This window comes from Spirosoma profusum (assembly GCF_014699005.1).
GTDB lineage: Bacteria > Bacteroidota > Bacteroidia > Cytophagales > Spirosomataceae > Spirosoma > Spirosoma profusum.
The window spans coordinates 19769-35943 of record NZ_JACWZY010000003.1 but is presented as its reverse complement, the minus strand read 5'-3'; the positions used below and the strand labels follow the sequence as shown (position 1 = coordinate 35943).

The window sequence follows — 16175 nt, the reverse complement described above, 5'->3', positions numbered from 1 at the left end:
CATGCCGAACGTAGTAATAGCGGGTCTACTATTGTTGGCGACTCCCCTTTTTGCCCAGTTGCCTGCGCGGCTCGATTCCCTTATGCAGGCAACCACTAAACCCAATCTGCCAGGAGCAGCTTTACTGGTCGAAATAGACGGGAAAGTTATCTATCAGCATGGGAGTGGATTATCGAACGTAGCGCAGAAAAAGGGAATCTCGCCAACCACCAATTTCCGCATGGCGTCGGTGACGAAGCAGTTTACGGCGATGAGTATTCTTTTATTGGAAAAAGAAGGAAAACTCTCTCTAGATGACCCGCTTATTCGGTTTTTTCCTGAATTGAATGTTCAGGTTGCCCGAAAAGTACAAATACAAAATTTATTAACACATTCATCGGGTATTCTGGATTATGAATCCCTGATGTCGCCCAAACAGACCAAACAACTGCTAGATGAGGACGTACTGAATCTGCTTAAAGATCGGGATTCATTGTATTTCGAGCCGGGAAGCCAGTTTCGGTATAGTAATTCCGGGTATTGCCTGTTAGCGCTTCTCATCGAGCGCGTATCGGGTGATACGTATGCTACGTTCCTGCGGGAGCGTATTTTCAAGCCGCTTCAAATGAATCAGTCAGTAATTTATGAAGCTGGAAAACCTATTGCTAATCGGGCTATGGGTTATCGTAAAAAAGGAAAAATATTCGCCTTCTCCGACCAAAGCCTGACCAGCGCCACGAAAGGGGATGGTGGCGTATATACGTCGCTGACAGATTATCAGAAATGGATTAACGCACTACGTAACAATACGTTGCTTGAATTAAAAGCCATTCTCAATCGCACGAAGCAAACGATTTCGACCAATCCGGGGAGTTATTACGCGGCTGGCTGGTTTTTCCGGCAACCGAATAATCCGGTACTTTTTCACTCCGGAAGCACGTCTGGATTCAATAATTTTGTGGTTTCAATACCGGATAAAAAGTTTCTAATGGCTTATTTTTCGAACAAGGCCGATAATAAAGCCAATGCAGCCGCCGTATTGAAACTACTGGCTAGTGCTAATCCAACTGAACTCGCTGATATACTTACACTTGACGAGTTGACCCAATAATAAGTTTTACGTTGAACCCTATTGGTATCTTATTGGTTTTCAGTAATAATTTTAAGAAATTTGTTGCCTAAATTTTCATTTAACATGATTAGCGAAACCGCCCCTCTTGCCAGTCTTGATGTATGGGAAGACGACGTATTGAGCCGTTACCCACAACCAGAGCATAAAGCGAAGGAAGACTATCGTAACTACGACACGCCCGAGCGTGATACTGTTCGGGAGTTTTATCGACTGAACCATACGTATCAGACGTATGATTTCGTGCGCGAAAAAGAGCGGGAGTTTTTGAAATTCGATAAAAAAGAATTGCCGGTTTGGGGCGCGATGGAATTCCTGAACACCCTCGTCGACGATTCTGACCCCGATACCGATCTTGATCAGCTTCAGCACCTGCTGCAAACCGCCGAATCCATCCGCGCCGATGGTCATCCTGACTGGTTTGTGCTGACGGGCTTCCTGCACGATATGGGCAAAGTACTGTGTCTGTTCGGTGAACCGCAGTGGGCCGTAGTGGGCGATACGTTCCCGGTTGGTTGCGCGCATTCGGATAAGATTGTTTACCCCGAATTTTTCGCCAACAACCCCGATAGCTACGACGAGAAATATAATACGAAATACGGCGTTTACGAGCCGAATTGCGGACTACGTAACGTACATATGTCGTGGGGGCACGACGAGTACCTATACCAAATCATGAAGGATTATATGCCCGAGCCAGCGTTGTATATGATGCGCTACCACTCATTCTATTCGCAGCACCGCGAGGAGGCTTATAATCACCTGATGGACGATCACGACCATGAAATGTTCAAGTGGGTGCGGAAATTCAATCCATACGATTTGTATTCAAAGAGCCCAAAACCTCCGGTTGTAAGCGAATTGAAACCTTACTACGAAGACTTGATTGCAAAATACCTGCCCGCGACGCTGAAGTTGTAAAGCATCTAGGTGTTTAATATCAAGTCAGCAAATGAATTTTTTGTCATGCTGACGAAGGAAGCATCTTAACATATCCTGACTTAAGAGTGAAGACGCCTTAAGGTGCTTCCTTCGTCAGTATGACAAAAAAGCAAGTTCGCTACATAAATTCCGTAAGTGGTTTTCGACTGCTTACGGAATTTTTATTGCTAGAATCTTTAGTTTTGGCCGTACTACGCTCTCACCATGCTCCTCTTTTTTATCTCTCTCTACCTTCTCTCCAACGTAGCGGTTGGCGCCTGGGCCGCTCGTAAAGTCACTACGTCACAGGATTTTGTGCTGGCTGGCCGGGGCTTACCCCTGTTTCTGGCGGCTTCCGTTACGTTCGCTACGTGGTTTGGCTCCGAAACGATCATGGGCGCACCAGCCATGTTTGTGGAAGGCGGGCTTCTGGCAGTTATCGAAGAGCCGTTTGGGTCGGCGTTGTGTCTGTTTCTGGTCGGGGCTTTTTTTGCACGGCCGCTTTATAAACTCAATATCACTACGTTCTGCGATTATTTTCGAATACGGTTCGGGCGGTCGGCGGAATTGCTGTCGGCTTTGATGGTAATTCCGTCATATTTCAGCTGGATTGCGGCACAGCTTGTAGCCATTGGCATTGTTTTGAGCGTAGTAACCGACATTCCGCGTGAGTATTGCGTGATCGGGAGCGCTACAATTGTGATGATTTACACACTGATGGGCGGTATGTGGTCGATTTCGGTCACCGATTTTTTCCATAACCTCATCATCATTGTAGCATTGGCAGTATTAGCCGTTATACTCTGGAACGACGTGGGCGGTTGGGAGACCATCCAACGGCGAACACAACCCGGTTTTTTCCGCTTTTTTCCTAATAATACCGCCAAAGACTGGCTCGAATACGTAGCGGCCTGGATTACAATTGGACTAGGTTCAATTCCTCAGCAAGATGTATTCCAGCGAGTTATGTCGGCGAAGTCCGAAAAGGTGTCGGTTCGGGCGTCGTATCTGGCATCGGGAATGTACCTGACCATTGCGATGCTACCGCTGTTTATTGCGTTAAGCGCCAAAATGCTGCATCCTGATCTGCCCAAAGACAGTCAGCTTATCATTCCGAACATGGTGATGCGCCACGGTAGTTTACCGCTTCAGATACTGTTTTTTGGCGCTGTTACGTCAGCCATTCTAAGCGTATCGAGCGGTGCGATTCTTGCGCCATCAACCGTTTTTGGCGAGAACGTAATGAAGTTTTTCCGGCCCGACATCAGCGATAAAGCACTCTTGGCAACAATACGTTGGGCGGTGGTCGTTATCACGATCGTGTGCGTACTTATGAGTACTACGCGCGAAACCAACATTTTCGATTTGGTAGGCGAATCTTCGGCGTTTAGTCTGGTATCCCTGTTCGTACCGCTTGCCGCGGGAATTTACTGGAAACGAGCCAATCTGACGGGTTGCCTTTGCTCGATGGCGATTGGTTTCAGCGTCTGGTTGCTTTGTTTGTGGCAAGACACTTCATACCCGCCCATCATCTGGGGTTTATTGGCTAGTCTGGCGGGTATGATAGTCGGTAGTTTAGTGAGCGCTAAACGAAGTCTGAATCCGGCGGCAAATTGAAGCATTCGGGAATTACGTATCCAATAACCGTCGGTGATAGTTAATTTGACCGAGATGATACGTTAGATGCGTTGTCAAATGCACTAGCAAGTATTCTGTTGAGGTGGGTTTATCAAATACCAGCATCGGATATTCTGCCTCAAGTTGCTCGTCCGATATGTTATTAAGTCCTTTTTCAACCGCGATCATCGTTTCATCAATCTTGGCTAACAACTCGGTTCGCGGAACATTTTTGAGCGAAAATTCAAGCTCGCGGTTGCGTACGTAACCCGTTTTGCCCAACTCGGCTCCGATGTAGGTATTCAGGTTACCAACCAGGTGCAGGCAGAGGTTACCACCTGAGTTGGCAATGCTTTTCTCAACGTACCAGATTTTCGGTTCGTCTTTGTAAAGATTGATTTCTACTTTTAACTTTTCAAGATCGCGTTGAAAAAGCGTTTTCAGTACGTCTACCAGCATTGTATTTCTGACAAAGATTTACCCAAAATATTGTTGCTCAATACGTCCAACGTAGCCCGGATACGTAGCAGAACTGAACCATGATTGAAGTCTACTACCAATATTTGGGTAAAGATTTAGATTATCAAGTTCGCTAAGTGGCTTCCAGACCAGTTCGAGAGCCGTAGTTTCGTCGGGGTTCAATTTGGGTTCACCCACTACGTTCCGAGCGGCAAAAACGATGTGTAATACGTCGTTGTTACGTTGCGTCAGCAGCATTTCGCCCGCCAGAATCATTTCTCCAATTTCAACCGAAACGCCTAGTTCTTCCTGAATTTCACGGGCAATCGTTTCGGGTAAGGTCTCACCCCGGTCGGGACTACCACCCGGAAGCGCAAATACATCCTGACCGCCATATTGATAACGCATCAGTAAAATCTCGGTGTGGTTAGCATTTTGTCGCCAGATAAGGGCGCTTGGGCGAACTTTCATGTTGGCAACTTAAAAAAAGCGGTGATCTTTCCCAATATGTTTCTGGAAAAGACCACCGCTTTTTTGCCGTGCTGAGGAACGAAGCATCTTAAGGATTCCAAACTTAAGGATCAGGATACTTTAAGATGCTTCGTTCCTCAGCATGACAAAATTTAATTCAGCTCGCGCGTAGTTTCGAACAGGAACCAGGTGCGTCGTTCGGTTTCATCGATAAAATTCTCCAGCAAACTAGCCGTTGCTACGTCCTCAGCATCGTCGGCAATCTGGTGAGCGTCACGCATGGCTTTTGCCATCTTCTTGTTTTCGGCCAGCAGATCCAGCAACATATCTTTTGGGGCCACAAAATCCTCGTCGTTGTCTTTCACCCGTTGTAACTGAGCAATATGCGCAACCGAACGGATGGTATTGGCGCCAATTTTCCGAACACGTTCGGCCAGTGGGTCAATCGTTGCAAAAATCTGCTCGGCCTGTTCATCCAGCAGCAAGTGATAATCCCGGAAATGGCGGCCCGATACGTGCCAATGAAAGTTTTTTGTTTTGATGTATAGGGCAAAAGCGTCGGCAACGAGTCGGTTCAATGCTTCCGCTACTTTTTCACGTCCTTTCTCTTTCAGGTCGGATGGTGTATCTAGTTCCTCAACTTGATTATTCGCTTTCATAGTGTATTCCAATTTTAAGCTAAAAGCTGTTTTTCTACACAACGACAATCCGTATAGCATTGTTCGGGCGTTACCATTCGAACCTCGCTACGTCGCAATATTGTTATCTTTGTAAAAATGCACCGGCCATGACAGCACAGGAAAAGAAGCAACAACTTGTTGAAAAGGTACAGCAAATTCCGGAAAGCTATTACGATGATGTCAATACACTACTTGATACCATTCTGAGCAATCAGGAAACGCAGCGACGCGAACGTTTTGAGCAATTACTGACTAAAACATCGGTAAAATATAAAGCGGTTTGGGAAGCTTTAGCTTAAAATGATCTATCTGATCAAACCGGAAATAATCGCGATTAATCACCATCAAATCCGGTTATTTGGCGGAAATTTTGTTCCGCCCAACAACTTTCTTCACGAGGAAAATCTGGATTATTTGCTGTAAGCTGTAGAAGCAGAAATGTTTGGCGAACCATTGTACCCTGAGGTTTATCAGAAAGCAGGGTTGTACATGTACAATGTCGTCTGCAACCATATTTTTCAGGATGGAAACAAACGTACTGGTTTGCAGGCAGCTTTAATTTTTCTGCTTCTCAATAATTATAAATTCATCGCTTCGGTAAACGACGATCTGTTAATCCAATTCACGCTCGACGTAGCATCGGGGCAACATTCTCTCGAAAGCGTGCAGGAGTGGTTCAAGGCAAATATTCAGCCATTGTAATCGCTACGTTGTTAAGTAACTTACGTAGCGATTTGGCCCGTTCCGCTACGTTAAAAACGCGCTAGTACTTTCTCCGAAACGGTTTTCCCAATTGATAACGACGACGTAGCAGCGGGAGAGGGGGCATTCACTACGTTGATAGCTTTGTCGGTTTCTAAAATGGCGAAATCATCGAGCAATCCGCCCGTACGGTCGCAGGCTTGTGCACGAACACCCGCGCCACCCGGTTCGAGGTCAGCTTCCTGAATGTCGGGAATCAGGGCTTGCAGGGCTTTGGTAAATGCCGATTTTGAGAAGGAGCGGTACATTTCGCCCAGGCCAGTTTCCCAGTACTTAGCCGCTACTTTCTGAAAACCTGGCCACGCAAGCGTTTCAAATAATTCCTTCAGGTTGATGGCTGATTTTGTATAGCCCTCCCGCTGGAACGCCAGTACGGCATTCGGGCCAGCTTCTACACCGCCGTGAACCATCCGGGTAAAGTGGACTCCCAGGAACGGAAAATTAGGATCTGGTACCGGATAAATCAGGTTTTTTACCAGATACTCTTTGTGAGGCTTTAGCTTAAAATATTCACCTCGGAAGGGAACGATACGTACATCAACAGCCTCACGTTGGGTAAGTTGAGCGATTTTATCAGAGTAAAGACCCGCGCAGTTGACAACTAATTTCGTCTCGTAACGACCTTTATCCGTTACGACAATGCTCAGGCTTGTTCCAGGAGTTACCTGCTCTACACGTTCATTGAACCGGATTTCGCCACCCAGCTCCTGAAATTTGACCGCATATTTTTCCGTAACCTGTTTGTAATCAACAATGCCCGTCTGCGGCACGAACATGCCGGCTACGCCATTGACGTGAGGCTCAATTTCACGCATTTCGGCGATGGTGAGCTTTTTCAGCCCACCTAACCCATTCTGCTGACCACGTTGGTAGAGCGTTTCTAATTGTGGGATTTCTTCTGCTTTTGTAGCCACAACAATCTTTCCGCAAAGGTCGTAGGGAATGTTTTCGGCATCGCAGAAATCTATTAGCATCTGGTAGCCACGGATGCAGTTTGTCGCTTTCAAACTGCCCGGTTTATAATATAATCCAGAGTGAATGACACCGCTGTTATGGCCGGTCTGATGCCGCGCTACAGACGACTCTTTTTCAAGCAGAATGATTTTTAAACCGGGCCGTTGCTGCTTTAACTGTAATGCGGTGGCTAACCCAACAATGCCTCCACCGATGATTATTACGTCTGTCATTGTGCAAAGGTACGGCCTGACAACAAAAAACGGACGTAGCGAGGTTAATGCTACGTCCGTTTCATCCTTTAGCTGTCGTTTACTATTCTGCCCAACCCTTTGTTAAATATTCAAATAAAGGATTAATGATGCAGGGGCTCTTTTCGTTCAGTTGTATTTGTCTGAAAGATGCAGAACAGCCAAAATTCGTCACCGGATTTGGATGAAAGGCAAATGGAGTAGACAAGCGGTTTAACGTAGTTGTCCCTCAATCCAATCAAGGCCTCGCCCATACAGTGCGTGAGCAAGTCGTACCCGATTGTCGAAATCAGCGTTTGTGGTTTTTCCCTGTTTCGCAAACTGGCTTACCAGTTGGGCGTTCTCCATAGGTTGTGGCTGTTCGTACTCCGGTTCTTTATCAGTCCGAAATGCTGAAAAGGCAGGTGCATCGGCGTCGAAATGCTGGAAAAACAAATGGCCTCTTGGTGTTCGAACGGCACACAGAACGCCACTCGCCCGACTAGTAGAAGGGGACAGACTACCTTCCTGACCGCGTTTGAGCACAATAACGCCATCGAAGTTGGCTAACATGGCAAGTTCCGCCATTTTCATCTGATACGTAATGTGAAAAACCGACGTAACGAGAATCCGGGCGTGGCAGGGATTCAGGACTTTTTCGAGCGTTGCCAGAAAGGGGCGTTTAATCATTAGATGACGTCTATCGACCCACCGATTCAGCGCAGGAGACATTGCTTTCTGGTCTAGCACCCAGCCGTAAGGCTCTAGAACCGTATCGAGTTCGTGATTGCTTTGCAGGAATTGACAGCCCAGATGCATATAGACATCCTGAGCATTGAGCGTAAATTTTGGCCCGCCCGACCGCCCAACCAGCGATACAGCCCCGTAACCTCGTTTTTGAAAAAACTGAGCCAGTAAAGGTGTTATCAGATAGCTATTTTCAACGCCATCGAATGGTTCGGCAAGCTGAATCAGCGGTCGGTCGGCGCAACTCATCTGCCGGAATCCGGGCGTAAAGGTTCGTTCAGCAGCCCGCATGAGTCCAAGGTATTCATCGTTGGTCTCGTGACGAACCCGCATGATGCTGGCAGCCAATGCCCGAAATGTCTCGCAGTTATCCCGACCGAATAGATAATCGCCCAGTTGCTGAGCTTCTGAAACCTGTAAATGATCACCCCGAATCAATTTAGTTGCAATGGGGAGCATGCCGGTTGCCAGATCAGGGCAAACTTTATTGATAAAAAACGTAGGGTGAGAAAACGCACCTTTACCAATTACGTCTTCCAGTGTTCGCTCTTCAGGTGTTGGCCCTTTGGCAATGAGCGAACCCAGAAAGGCCCCTTTTTGCAACGGATGCGCCATTGGGTCGGCCAGCGCCACGCGACATTCAGCCATTAATTCGGGCGTAAGTGGTTTGCTGCCGTACTTACCAATGCCAATGTGTTTGATACCCCGGCCAAGTGGCGTATCGGTAGGAGGTACGTCCAGAACCATACGAATGACAGGTTTAGAAGGGGAGATAGGGTTGTGAGTAAAGGTAAAAAAAAGGAGCTACTTACTGACAAGTCAACTGGCTCAAAATCAAATTTTTTGATCAGTTTCTTCGCACATTTATGCTGAATCCTGATACGTTGCTATAGTGACTAAAATTGGTACTGATTTCTGCGAAAAACAGGCGAGTAATAACCCATATCTGCAATCTATAAAAACGGCAATTCGAGTGTTGAGAAATCTGTTCGATATGCTGATTGTGCCTTTTTTTCGTTATCAGTCCAATTAGAATACGTTTAACGTGGCTGATTGTTTATTAAAAATGTGCAATTAATGAGCTTCTACCACTACATATTCAGTTGATTTCCACGCCTAATTTATTAATCCTCTATTTTTGCGACCGAATCAATCGGTTGCGAGAGCTATGGCAGAACGCATCGCTTACGGAAAAACCTGGTGGGGTCAGGAGTGGCTTAAAGCCTTGACAAGCATCGACATGGCTAATCGATTGCCGCGTGGTAAAACGTATGCCAATCAGGGCGCCGTGCATAGCCTGACGATCAGTCAAAATCAGATTGGTGCATCAATCAAGGGATCGGCGCCACGTCCTTATAAAGCCAAACTTTCGGTACCGCTGTTGACCGATCAGGAAAAAGAATGGCTTTTGACCGAGATTCGCGAGAATCCCGCTACGTTGGCTCAACTCCTCAACCGACAGCTTCCTCCCGAATTGACTGAATTTACAACCCGGCGCGGTATTCAATTATTTCCCCGCTCGTTTCGCGATTTGTCGATGGGTTGTTCCTGCCCTGATTTTGCTGTTCCGTGTAAGCATCTGGCCGCTGTTATCTACGTTATCGCGAATGAAATCGACCGAAATCCGTTTATTGTTTTTCAATTAAAGGGGCTCGACATTCTGGGAGAACTTCAGAAAAGTCAACTCGATAAAGTAGGTGGTACGTTGGAAACGGTACTATCATTGAAGGAGTTAGGTACTGACGAACTGCCCGACGATGAAGACTGGCATCCCGACGAAAAAGCCCGCGCCAGCCTTGATTTTGCTACGATTCCACTTTTAACTGACCAGTTGCTGGAGTTGCTCTCACCCGACGTTACGTTCGCCAAAGGTGATTTCCATAAGTCGCTGACAAAAGCATACAAACTATTCACCAAAACCCCGGTAATCGATCCAAAAGCCGACAACTCGTCGGCCGATGACGATGGTTGGGATCTCGACTTTAGTGACAGTGTTGAGTTACAGCTCGATGAAACGATGTCGGTCAAAAAAATCGGCATGTTCAGTGAGCATGGTGAACAGCGGTCGCTACGTGGTTTTAAGATGAGCGATTTGATAGGCTGGCTCAGTACGTTAACTGAAGCCGATTGGCCTGAAATGAGCGATTCGGTACGTGGTTTATACCTTACCCAGCAGTTTTCGGCTGCTTTGCTACGTCGCGGGGCAGTAGTGCCTCAACTGCTACGTGTCGCTCCAGCCGAAGATCAGTACCGGGTTCGGTGGTTACCGGCAACCTTAAATGAAACGGTTAAACGTATCACGAATCTGGTCGCTACACAGCTTCCGCCTACGTTGCTGACGATACGTTGGCAGAAAGAATACCTGGCGCTTTCTGGTGAGCAGCAGGTTTTGATGCTCTGTTCCATTTTTTTACGCCGAACGATCAAGCCTGCCACCATTGAGCTTTGGGAAAGATGGCCGCTGGAGGATGCTGACCGTCTTTTTTTCGGGGTTGAAACACTACGTTTTGAGGGGTTTGGCCGGAAAGAGATGCCGCTAGCCATGCAATTCTGGCTAAATGATTTCTTCCTGACGCATAAGCGATTCGTACCTATTCTGGCTGTGGAAGATACGGAGTTGGGCGATGAATTTCATTTACGCCTGCTCGTCCGCGACCGCGATGCCAGTGCTGCCGATGCGCCGATTCCGTTGCCCGATCTGTTGACCAAGAAAAAACACGAGCCGATTCGGATGGCGGTTTTGCAGGATTTATTAGTCTTGTCCCGGCACTTTCCTGACCTGGTGCGGTTGACGAAAATAGGTGGTCCGGCCTTTCTGACGTACTCGCCGAGTCAGTTTGTTGGCGTTTTGCTCGATACGTTGCCCCGCATGCAATTGTTGGGTATTGCGCTCTGGTTGCCGAAATCGCTTCAACACTGGGTTCGCCCGCAGGCAGGGGGGCGACTGAAAGCCAAGGTTACAGCCAACAATGCTTTCATGCGCTTAGATGACATGCTTACTTTCGATTGGCAAGTGGCACTAGGCGAAGACATGGTCAGTCTGAAGGAATTTCAGCAACTGGTTGGACGTAGCACCGGACTGGTTAAAATTAAGGATCAGTACGTTCTGATTGATCCCAACGAATTAAGTAAACTCTACAAACAACTCGAAAATCCACCTGAAGTAACTGGTTCCGATTTACTAAAAGCTGCGCTTTCGGAAGAATACAGAGGCAGTCGATTAGGGTTGTCGGCGGAGGTGCAGAAACTGGTGAAGCAGTTTACCGAGAGCAGTTCGCAACCCTTACCCGACTCTCTGAATGCTACGTTACGTCCGTATCAGCAACGAGGCTACGATTGGCTGTTGAAGAATACGTCGCTAGGTATGGGTAGTCTACTGGCCGATGATATGGGGCTGGGGAAAACGCTTCAGGTGATTTCGTTACTGCTGAAATTCAAGCAGGAAGGCCGATTCAGCCAGCAAAAAGGGCTTATTGTACTCCCTACTACGTTGCTGACCAACTGGCAGAAAGAGATTTCACGGTTTGCACCAGATTTAAAGGCACGAGTTTATCACGGTTCGAACCGAAAACTGCCCGAAGATAAAGCCGCTACGTATGATTTATTGCTCACTACGTATGGTATTGTTCGAAGCGATCTTGATAAACTGAAAAAGCAAAACTGGGCTATTGTTATCATCGACGAAGCGCAGAACATCAAGAATTCCGATACAGAGCAAACCAAGGCCGTTAAGGCCCTAAAAGCTCCTATCCGCGTAGCGCTAAGCGGAACGCCCGTCGAAAACCGTTTGTCGGAGTTCTGGAGCATTATGGATTTTGTAAACAAGGGCTACTTGGGCGGTTTGAGCAAGTTTAACGAGGAGTTTGGCAAGCCAATTCAACAGGAACGCGACCATCAGAAACTTGAGCTTTTCCGTCGTGTCACTAGCCCATTTTTGCTACGTCGCGTCAAAACCGATCGGAGTATTATTAGTGATCTGCCCGACAAGATTGAAAACAACCAGTTTTGCTCGCTCACTTCTGAACAAGCTGCTTTGTACGAAAGTGTCGTTCAGCAAAGTTTGCGGGCTATTCAAGAGAAGGATGGTATTGCTCGTCGGGGATTGGTGCTGAAACTGATGACGGCTCTGAAGCAAATTGGCAACCACCCGCGTCAATATCTTAAACAAGGAAATAATGTTCCGGCGTTGTCGGGTAAGGCTACGATGTTATTAACCCTGCTCGAAAACATCTACGCCAACCATGAAAAAGTCTTGATTTTCACGCAGTACTACGAAATGGGAGAACTGCTGAGCCAGTTTATTCAGCAGACGTTCGGTATGCAGCCGTTGTTTCTACACGGCGGTACGTCGCGCCCGGATCGGGACGAAATGGTTGAGCAATTCCAGAAAAATCGCTCAGACCATACGTTTATTTTGTCGCTCAAGGCGGGTGGAACGGGCCTGAATCTGACCCAAGCCAATCACGTCATTCACTACGATTTGTGGTGGAATCCGGCTGTTGAAGCGCAGGCTACCGACCGAGCCTTCCGCATCGGTCAGACCAAAAACGTACTGGTTTATCGGCTTATTAATCAAGGCACGATGGAAGAAAAAATTGACGCTATGATACGTTCCAAACGCGAACTGGCCGACCTCAGCGTAAAATCTGGCGAAACCTGGCTTGGCGATTTGAGTGATGCAGAATTGAAAGAGTTGGTCGCGCTGGGGTAACGTAGCATGAGCTTACTTACCAATCTCAAAAAAGCGAACATCCGTCTGGACCGCGTTGAGTAATTCGCGGGTACGTTCGGGGCGGGCGTCAGTTATAAATATCTGGCCGAAAGCGCCTTCGTCCATTTGCTGAATCAGTTTGCTAATACGTCGGTCATCTAGTTTATCGAAAATATCGTCCAAAAGCAGAATGGGTTTGATACGTTTCTCAGACTCCAGCGAATCGAACTGAGCCAGTTTTAAGGCAATTACGAACGTTTTCTGCTGACCCTGAGAGCCGAATTTTTTCAAGGGAACTGACTGCCCACTACCGTTATCGATCAAAAACGAGTAATCATCTTTGTGAATACCCATCGTGGTACGTTGCAAAACCGTATCCCGACGACGAAAATGCCGGAACTCATCTGCAAAGTTTGGATTGCCTACTTCTGATTCGTATAGAATATTCACCTCCTCGCGGGAGTCGCTCAGGTAAGCGTAGTGCGCTCGAAAACCGGGCAAAAATTCGTCAATAAACTGTTTCCGACGATCATGGATTTTTTGGCCAAGCTCAAGAAGTGGTACGTCATACGTATCAAGCATGTCATTGTCTACCTGATTACGTTCCGCGAAAAGTTTAAGGAGACTGTTACGTTGTTTGAGCACCTGCTGATACATCAGGTAATCGCTCAGGTAATTCGTATCAAGTTGCGACAGTACACCGTCAAAAAAGTGTCGGCGGTCTTCGCTGTGTTCACGGACAAGATCGGTATCATTCGGCGCAATCAATACGACCGGAAACCGACCAATGTGCTCGCTGATACGTTCGTAAGGCTTTTTATCGGCCATTAATACTTTTCGCTGCCCGCGCTGCAAACTGATGGTAATCTGAACCCGATTTGGATGGCTATTCTGGCTCTGTTCGTCGAATACACCATCGATGATAAAATAATCGGCATCGTGCAGAATATTCAGGGCATCCTGGCTTTGAAAGGCACTTTTGCTCAGAGCCAGAAAATAAATGGCGTCGAGCAGATTGGTTTTACCACTACCATTGGGGCCTACAATGACGTTCACCTGCTGTCCGAACCCATACCGGATATCTTCGTAATTTTTAAAATTGGTCAGGCTCAGTTTTTCGAGGTACATAGGTGTACTGAGTTACGCGATATTGCGTAATTTTGCGAGTCAAGCGTTGATGTAGATACATAATCCCATCAGCACTATAGGCAACAAAGATACAGTCGGTTTGTTACTTGTTATGAAGTGCTTTCGGATTGTTGGTATCAAATTCGGCGGTCCAATGCTTCAGCAAACTGGCCGCGTTTACTAGTTTCATCGAACAGATTCCTCATGGCAAGCGTCAAAGAGAAAACCCCATCGGGTAAATCCAAACAGAATGGTCAGGCTCCGGCAGCGGCAAAAACGCAGCATCCCAAAGAGCGATATATGTACTGGTACGAATCGATGCAATTGCAACGCAAGTTCGAAGAGAAAGCCGGGCAGCTCTATGGTCAGCAGAAAATCCGAGGATTCTGTCACCTTTATATTGGTCAGGAAGCCTGTTCATCGGGTTCTTATACAGCGCTCACCAAAGACGACAAATGGATTACTGCCTACCGCGACCACGGTATTCCACTTGCGCTAGGTTCTGACCCCAAAGCAATAATGGCCGAGTTGTTCGCCAAACAAACCGGCTCTTCGAAGGGAAAAGGTGGCTCGATGCACATCTTCGATAAATCAGTCAATTTTGTCGGCGGTCACGGCATTGTTGGTGCCCAGATTCCTATGGGTGCTGGGATTGGTTTTGCGGAGAAATACAACAAGACCAACAACCTTTGTATAACGTTCATGGGCGATGGCGCCGTTCGGCAAGGGGCTTTACATGAAGCATTCAACATGGCGATGCTCTGGAAAATCCCGGTCATTTTCGTGGTTGAAAACAACGGTTATGCCATGGGAACATCCGTTGCTCGTACGTCGAACGTAACGGATTTATATACGCTGGCTGAAGCTTACGACATGCCTTCTGAACCCGTCGATGCGATGAGCGTTGAAGCCGTTCACGAAGCCGTTAGTCGTGCCGCCGAACGTGCTCGGGCAGGAGAGGGGCCAACATTCCTTGAGTTTCGGACGTATCGTTACCGTGGGCACTCTATGTCGGATCCACAGAAATACCGATCTAAGGACGAAGTAGAGCAGTACAAGATGCGCGACCCAATTGAGCAGGTAAAGGCTGCGATTCTTGAGAAGGGATTTGCGACTGAAGATGAGCTTGGCGCAATTGATCAGAAAATAAAAGGCATCGTGGACGAGTCGGTGAAATTTGCTGAAGAATCGCCATACCCGCCTGCTGAAGAAGCGTTCAAAGATGTTTATATGCAGCAGGATTATCCGTTCCTGATGGAGTAATTCCAGAAAACACTTCTAAATTTTGTCCGGGCTTAAAACCCGGACATTTTTTTGAACTTCTACCTCAAATTAAATGTATATACATCAAATACCAGTGTATTTAATTTTTAAACTGGAAACAATATCATCTTTTAACGTATTAAGCAACTATGGAAACCCTGATCAATGGCCTTCACCACGTAACAACCCTGGCAGGCGAAACGCAACGTAACGTTGATTTCTACACCGATATTTTGGGACTTCGTTTGGTGAAGAAAACGGTTAACTTCGATGCGCCTGATGTTTACCACCTGTATTATGGAAATGAAACCGGTTCGCCCGGATCTATACTCACGTTCTTTCCCTATGGTGATATTCCTCGTGGGCGTAAAGGTGTCGGCCAATTGACCTACACAGCTTTCTCGGCTCCGACTTCCTCACTTAGCTTTTGGATGGATCGTTTGCATCAATACCATATTCCTTACGCTATTCCTCAAAAACGTTTTTCAGAAACGTACATTCGATTTGAGGACTTCGACGGCATGGGCATTGAGCTTGTCTTTACAAACGATGATTTACGACCTGGCTGGGACAACGGACGGATTCCGGCAGAGTTTTCCATTCGTGGTTTTCATACCGTTACGTTAAACGAACTACGTACTGATCGGACAATAAATCTTTTGACGGATATCATGCAACACACGCTGGTAGGCGAGGAGGGAGGACGTTTTCGGTTTAAAGCTGGGAATGGTGGTCCCGGAAATTTTGTCGATGTGTTGCACTCGCCTAATGATGTTCATGCGCTACAAGGCGCGGGCTCGGTTCACCACGTAGCATTCTCTACCGATTCTGACGAAACCCAATTGATCATTCAGCAGCAGTTGGCGGAGGCTGGTTACCACGTAACGCCGGTTCAGGATCGTAACTATTTTAACAGTATTTATTTCCGGGAGCCGGGTGGAATTCTGTTTGAAGTCGCTACGAATCCTCCTGGATTTACCGTCGATGAACCGCTTGCTGAATTAGGCACTACGTTAAAGTTGCCTCCTCAATATGAGACTCGGCGTGCAAAACTCGAAGCTGCCCTTCCTGAAATCATAGTGAACTAATATTTCTTTTTAGGCTTACGGTGAGTTGGCAAGATA

At 47.1% G+C, this 16175-nt stretch carries 14 protein-coding genes; 8 read left to right on the top strand and 6 right to left on the bottom strand.

Annotated features, from left to right (window positions below):
* The first annotated feature begins 1 nt into the window (after window position 1).
* The 3 genes from IC229_RS04840 (at window position 2) to IC229_RS04830 (ending at window position 3646) form a co-directional block, all read left to right on the top strand.
* Window positions 2–1090, top strand: a complete 1089-nt coding sequence (locus IC229_RS04840) for a serine hydrolase domain-containing protein (RefSeq protein ID WP_190885812.1) — start codon at window positions 2–4, stop codon at window positions 1088–1090.
* Between the two features lie 84 nt (window positions 1091–1174).
* Window positions 1175–2029 carry an inositol oxygenase family protein gene (locus IC229_RS04835; RefSeq protein WP_190885811.1) on the top strand — a complete coding sequence of 285 codons (855 nt, stop codon included), beginning with the start codon at window positions 1175–1177 and terminating at the stop codon, window positions 2027–2029.
* A 225-nt stretch (window positions 2030–2254) separates the two neighbouring features.
* Window positions 2255–3646 (top strand): sodium:solute symporter family protein, encoded by a 1392-nt coding sequence (locus IC229_RS04830; protein WP_190885810.1) that lies wholly within the window; start codon window positions 2255–2257, stop codon window positions 3644–3646.
* Window positions 3647–3658: 12 nt separating this feature from the next.
* On the opposite strand, the gene IC229_RS04825 is transcribed toward IC229_RS04830, so the two are convergent.
* The 3 genes from IC229_RS04825 to IC229_RS04815 all read right to left on the bottom strand — a co-directional run bounded on the left by IC229_RS04825 (window position 3659) and on the right by IC229_RS04815 (window position 5235).
* Window positions 3659–4105 carry a DinB family protein gene (locus IC229_RS04825; RefSeq protein WP_190885809.1) on the bottom strand — a complete coding sequence of 149 codons (447 nt, stop codon included), beginning with the start codon at window positions 4103–4105 and terminating at the stop codon, window positions 3659–3661.
* An 18-nt stretch (window positions 4106–4123) separates the two neighbouring features.
* A complete protein-coding gene (locus tag IC229_RS04820; RefSeq protein WP_190885808.1) occupies window positions 4124–4576 on the bottom strand; it encodes an NUDIX domain-containing protein in 453 nt (150 codons plus the stop codon).
* 152 nt (window positions 4577–4728) lie between these two features.
* The gene (locus IC229_RS04815; RefSeq protein WP_190885807.1) at window positions 4729–5235 is read right to left on the bottom strand and encodes a Dps family protein; all 507 of its coding nucleotides are present in this window, start codon (window positions 5233–5235) and stop codon (window positions 4729–4731) included.
* A 128-nt stretch (window positions 5236–5363) separates the two neighbouring features.
* Here IC229_RS04815 and IC229_RS04810 point away from each other — a divergent pair, with 128 nt between their 5' ends.
* Both IC229_RS04810 and IC229_RS04805 read left to right on the top strand, forming a co-directional pair.
* Complete coding sequence (locus IC229_RS04810) at window positions 5364–5555, top strand: hypothetical protein (RefSeq protein ID WP_190885806.1); 192 nt, start codon at window positions 5364–5366, stop codon at window positions 5553–5555.
* A gap of 139 nt (window positions 5556–5694) precedes the next feature.
* The gene (locus IC229_RS04805) at window positions 5695–5958 is read left to right on the top strand and encodes a type II toxin-antitoxin system death-on-curing family toxin (protein WP_190885805.1); all 264 of its coding nucleotides are present in this window, start codon (window positions 5695–5697) and stop codon (window positions 5956–5958) included.
* Window positions 5959–6008: 50 nt separating this feature from the next.
* Here IC229_RS04805 and lhgO read toward each other — a convergent pair whose 3' ends face one another.
* Window positions 6009–7205: an L-2-hydroxyglutarate oxidase gene (gene lhgO / locus IC229_RS04800; protein WP_190885804.1), complete on the bottom strand. Its 1197-nt coding sequence runs from the start codon at window positions 7203–7205 to the stop codon at window positions 6009–6011.
* Window positions 7206–7436: 231 nt separating this feature from the next.
* A complete protein-coding gene (locus IC229_RS04795; protein WP_190885803.1) occupies window positions 7437–8696 on the bottom strand; it encodes an anthranilate phosphoribosyltransferase in 1260 nt (419 codons plus the stop codon).
* Between the two features lie 421 nt (window positions 8697–9117).
* Between IC229_RS04795 and IC229_RS04790 the strand changes: the two genes are divergently transcribed.
* Window positions 9118–12660 carry a DEAD/DEAH box helicase gene (locus tag IC229_RS04790; protein ID WP_190885802.1) on the top strand — a complete coding sequence of 1181 codons (3543 nt, stop codon included), beginning with the start codon at window positions 9118–9120 and terminating at the stop codon, window positions 12658–12660.
* 12 nt (window positions 12661–12672) lie between these two features.
* Here IC229_RS04790 and recF read toward each other — a convergent pair whose 3' ends face one another.
* A complete protein-coding gene (recF, locus tag IC229_RS04785) occupies window positions 12673–13788 on the bottom strand; it encodes a DNA replication/repair protein RecF (RefSeq protein WP_190885801.1) in 1116 nt (371 codons plus the stop codon).
* A 204-nt stretch (window positions 13789–13992) separates the two neighbouring features.
* Between recF and pdhA the strand changes: the two genes are divergently transcribed.
* Both pdhA and IC229_RS04775 read left to right on the top strand, forming a co-directional pair.
* Window positions 13993–15051 carry a pyruvate dehydrogenase (acetyl-transferring) E1 component subunit alpha gene (pdhA, locus tag IC229_RS04780; protein WP_190885800.1) on the top strand — a complete coding sequence of 353 codons (1059 nt, stop codon included), beginning with the start codon at window positions 13993–13995 and terminating at the stop codon, window positions 15049–15051.
* Between the two features lie 149 nt (window positions 15052–15200).
* Window positions 15201–16139, top strand: coding sequence for a ring-cleaving dioxygenase (locus tag IC229_RS04775; RefSeq protein ID WP_190885799.1), 939 nt, complete (start codon window positions 15201–15203; stop codon window positions 16137–16139).
* Window positions 16140–16175: the final 36 nt, after the last annotated feature.